Source organism: Phenylobacterium sp. (genome assembly GCF_036402295.1).
Taxonomy (GTDB): domain Bacteria; phylum Pseudomonadota; class Alphaproteobacteria; order Caulobacterales; family Caulobacteraceae; genus Phenylobacterium.
Genome location: NZ_DASWTE010000101.1, coordinates 1 through 3434, shown reverse-complemented (window position 1 = coordinate 3434; position 3434 = coordinate 1). Strand labels below are relative to the sequence as shown.

Genomic DNA, 3434 nt, shown 5'->3' with positions numbered 1-3434 from the left:
CCCGCGTCCTCGCCGCCTACGGCCTGCGGGCGGTCCGTCAGCACGCCGTGCCCGTGGAGCAGCTCGAGCGGCTGGACGAACTGATGCGCGGCGGCGCGCGTCAGGCCGGCGGCGTGGTGCTGGCGGACCAGGCGCGCGAGGCGCTGGGCTGGAGCGAGACCGAGGCCGGCGCGATGCTGCGCGGCCTGGGCTATGCGCCGGCGCGCAAGCCGAAAGACGGCGAGCCGATCGCCTGGCGACGCCGCAACGAGCGTGAGCCGGACGCCGCGCCGATCCGGCCACACTCGCCGTTCGCCGCCCTGGCCGCCCTCAAGGACGCCCCGCCGCCGCCGCGCCGGCGCCGTCGGAAGGCGGCGTCGAAGTGAGCGAGGTCGACGCCTGCCGCGCCGACGTCTGGCTCTGGCGCGCCCGCTTCTTCAAGACCCGCTCGCTGGCGGCCAAGTTCATCGACGAGGGCCGCATCCGCCTCACCCGCCCCGGCCAGGAGGAGCACCGCCTCGACAAGCCGGCGCGGCCGATCAAGGTCGGCGACCAGCTGGTGTTCGCCCTCGGCGGCCGGCTGATCGCCGTCACCGTCGAGGCCATGGGCGACCGCCGCGGCCCGGCGCCCGAAGCGCGCCTGCTCTACTCGACGTTGGACGCAAGCTGAGCCACAGTCTGCTCGCGAGTTGGGGCGACGAGCATGAGTGATCGACTGCAGGAGGCGGCCAGCGGCAAAACTGGGCCGAAGAAGGGGTTCAGCGCCTGGATCGGGGGTAGGGCCAACCGCAAGAGCTACTGGCTCTGGGTCGGACCGATGTGCGCGGCGCTGGTGGTGATAGGGATGGTGGGCATCCCTGGCCTCGAACTCGTTTTCGCGCTGCCGTTGCTCTTCGTCTGGATCCGCAGATTTCATGATCTCGGGCGGTCGGGCTGGTGGGCCCCGCTCATCAATGTGGCCATGTCGGCCACGACAACGGCCGTTAAGTTCACAGCGGGTCCCGATGCGTCCCTCGCTGTGAACGGCGTGCTGGCGGTCGGGGCGATAGTCGTGCTCGGCGTCCTGCCCGGCCAAGCGACGACGAACCGATTTGGCCCGCCGACCGGCAAGGCCGGCGAACTGGCCGAGACGTTCAGTTGACGCCTGATCGGGCTTCCAGAATTCCTGGGCGGCCCTTGCATTGACAAGAGGCGGCCGCGCCGTGAAAAACCGGCGCCCCGAACTCGGGAACGCTGCCGGAGTCTAGAAGCGCCCGCCATGACCTACATCGTGATGGATCCCTGCATCAAATGTAAGTTCATGGACTGCGTGGAGGTGTGCCCGGTCGACTGCTTCTACGAGGGCGAGAACTTCCTGGCCATCAATCCCGACGAATGCATCGACTGCGGCGTCTGTGAGCCAGAGTGTCCTGTGGACGCCATCAAGCCCGACACCGAAGATGATCCGGACGGCAAGTGGCTCAAGGTGAACTCCGAATACTCGCGCGTGTGGCCCAACATCACAGTCAAAGGCGAACCGCCCTCGGACGCGGAAGCTTTCGAGCGCGAGACCGGAAAGTTCGAGAAATACTTTTCCGAGAAGCCGGGCCGCGGCTCCTGAGCCTTCCTCCGCCCGCGCCCGGACGGGGCGGGTCCAACCCTTTCATTCCGCACGTTTTTGTGTTAATGTCGCAAACGACACGACACGAAGGCTTCGCCCGGGTCGGTCTCTAACAAGAACAGCCGACTGGCGGTCACCGCTGGCACGGGCGAAGGGTCGTTTTAAGAGGTCTGTTTCCGTTCACACTGACGACACCGCCGCGAGCCTTGTCCGCGGGAGGGGTGGTTTTGTGCATTCCGGAAGCGACACGCAATTCCGCGTCCCCAGCGCGGACGGATATGAGAGGTATCTCGGATGAGCAAGAGCGGTAATGAGTTCCAGGTTGGCGATCACGTCGTCTATCCGGCCCACGGCGTGGGTCAGGTGCAAGGGATCGAGACCCAGGAAGTCGCCGGTCTGAAGCTTGAAGTCTACGTCATCACCTTCGACCACGAGAAGATGACGCTGCGCGTTCCCACCGCCAAGGCCAAGACCGCCGGCCTGCGTTCGCTCGCCGAGACCGGCGTGGTGTCCAAGGCTCTGACCACCTTGAAGGGCCGCGCCCGCGTGAAGCGCACCATGTGGTCGCGTCGCGCGCAGGAGTACGAAGCCAAGATCAACTCGGGCGACCTGATCTCGATCGCCGAAGTGGTGCGCGACCTGCACCGCGCCGAGAACCAGCCCGAGCAGTCCTACTCCGAGCGCCAGCTGTACGAGAGCGCCCTGGACCGCATGGCCCGCGAAGTCGCCGCGATCGAGCGCATCGACCGCGACGCGGCCATCGCCATGCTGAACAAGTCGCTGGTGAAGACCGCCGCCGTCGCGGCCTGATCTTCTCCACGAACGAGACGCGAGACGCCCGGCCTCACCGCCGGGCGTTTTCGTTTGGCCAGGCGTTTTCCTTTGAGTCGCTCGGCCGGTAAACTCGCCGCTGCGGGAGGACGCTATGGCCAGCCTGGACGTCGGGGGCGTACGCCTCCACTACGAGCTCAGCGCCGCGGCCGGGCCGCCGCTGGTGCTGGTGCACGGCTCCTGGGTCGACCATACCGACTGGGCGCCCGTCGCCGCCGACCTCGCCCGCGACTTCCAGGTCCTGACCTATGACCGGCGCGGCCATAGCCTGAGCGACCGGCCGGCCGGCCAGGGCTCGGCCGACGAAGACGCCGCCGACCTCGCCGCCCTGATCGAGGGGCTCGGCCTGGCGCCCGCCCACGTGGCCGGCAACTCGTTCGGCGCGGCGATCTCGCTCAGGCTCGCGAGCCGGCGGCCCTCGCTGTTCCGCAGCCTCAACGTCCACGAGCCGCCGCTGTTCGGCTTGCTCGCCGCCCATCCCGAGACCCGGGAGATGGCTGCCGCCGTGGCCGCCGCCGTCGGCCGGGTGGTCGAACGGCTCGTCCGGGGCGAAATGGCCGCCGCCGCCGAGCGGTTCGTCGACGACGTGGCGCTCGGCCCCGGCGCATGGGCCGGCCTGCCCGAGAGCCTGCGCGCCGTGCTCGTGAACAACGCCCCGACGTTCCTGGACGAGACCCGGGATCCCGAGGCGCTCATGCTGGACGTCGCCGCGCTCGGCGCCTTCGACCGCCCGCTCCTGCTGACCGGCGGCTCCGAGAGCCCGCCGCCGTTCGCCCCGGTCCTGGACGCCCTGGCCCGGGCCCTGCCGCAGGCGCGCCGCCACACGTTCGACGGCGCCGGCCACCTGCCGCACCAGTCACATCCCGCCGCCTACGCGGCCCAGGTGCGCGCCCTCTGCGCCTGAAATGCGGGTTGCCCGGCCCGCCCGCGCATGGCATCGGTCGGCCAAGGACAGCGCGCCGGCTCCGCCCGCCTGTCCCCGCGCGGCCCGGTAGCTCAGCCGGATAGAGCAGGGCTTTCCTAA

The 3434-nt window shown here is 69.4% G+C and carries 5 protein-coding genes and 1 pseudogene; all 6 read left to right on the top strand.

From position 1 onward, the window contains the following. Positions 1–365, top strand: a pseudogene (locus VGD44_RS06465) (phosphonate-binding protein); the annotation flags it as partial. Beyond that, the gene (locus VGD44_RS06460) at positions 362–649 is read left to right on the top strand and encodes an RNA-binding S4 domain-containing protein (RefSeq protein WP_331085070.1); all 288 of its coding nucleotides are present in this window, start codon (positions 362–364) and stop codon (positions 647–649) included. The pseudogene VGD44_RS06465 and the gene VGD44_RS06460, both read left to right, overlap by 4 nt. Before the next feature lie 33 nt (positions 650–682). After that, the gene (locus VGD44_RS06455) at positions 683–1120 is read left to right on the top strand and encodes a DUF805 domain-containing protein (protein ID WP_331085068.1); all 438 of its coding nucleotides are present in this window, start codon (positions 683–685) and stop codon (positions 1118–1120) included. Between the two features lie 117 nt (positions 1121–1237). Beyond that, complete coding sequence (gene fdxA, locus VGD44_RS06450) at positions 1238–1579, top strand: ferredoxin FdxA (protein WP_331085066.1); 342 nt, start codon at positions 1238–1240, stop codon at positions 1577–1579. A 294-nt stretch (positions 1580–1873) separates the two neighbouring features. Then, positions 1874–2389: a CarD family transcriptional regulator gene (locus tag VGD44_RS06445; protein ID WP_331085064.1), complete on the top strand. Its 516-nt coding sequence runs from the start codon at positions 1874–1876 to the stop codon at positions 2387–2389. A 115-nt stretch (positions 2390–2504) separates the two neighbouring features. Beyond that, positions 2505–3314 carry an alpha/beta hydrolase gene (locus tag VGD44_RS06440; protein ID WP_331085062.1) on the top strand — a complete coding sequence of 270 codons (810 nt, stop codon included), beginning with the start codon at positions 2505–2507 and terminating at the stop codon, positions 3312–3314. Positions 3315–3434: the final 120 nt, after the last annotated feature.

Excerpts from the sequence above, each read along its gene's own strand:
- VGD44_RS06455 (WP_331085068.1), top strand. The coding sequence starts at position 683 with ATGAGTGATCGACTGCAGGAGGCGGCCAGCGGCAAAACTGGGCCGAAG.
- fdxA (WP_331085066.1), top strand. The coding sequence starts at position 1,238 with ATGACCTACATCGTGATGGATCCCTGCATCAAATGTAAGTTCATGGAC.
- VGD44_RS06445 (WP_331085064.1), top strand. The coding sequence starts at position 1,874 with ATGAGCAAGAGCGGTAATGAGTTCCAGGTTGGCGATCACGTCGTCTAT.
- VGD44_RS06440 (WP_331085062.1), top strand. The coding sequence starts at position 2,505 with ATGGCCAGCCTGGACGTCGGGGGCGTACGCCTCCACTACGAGCTCAGC.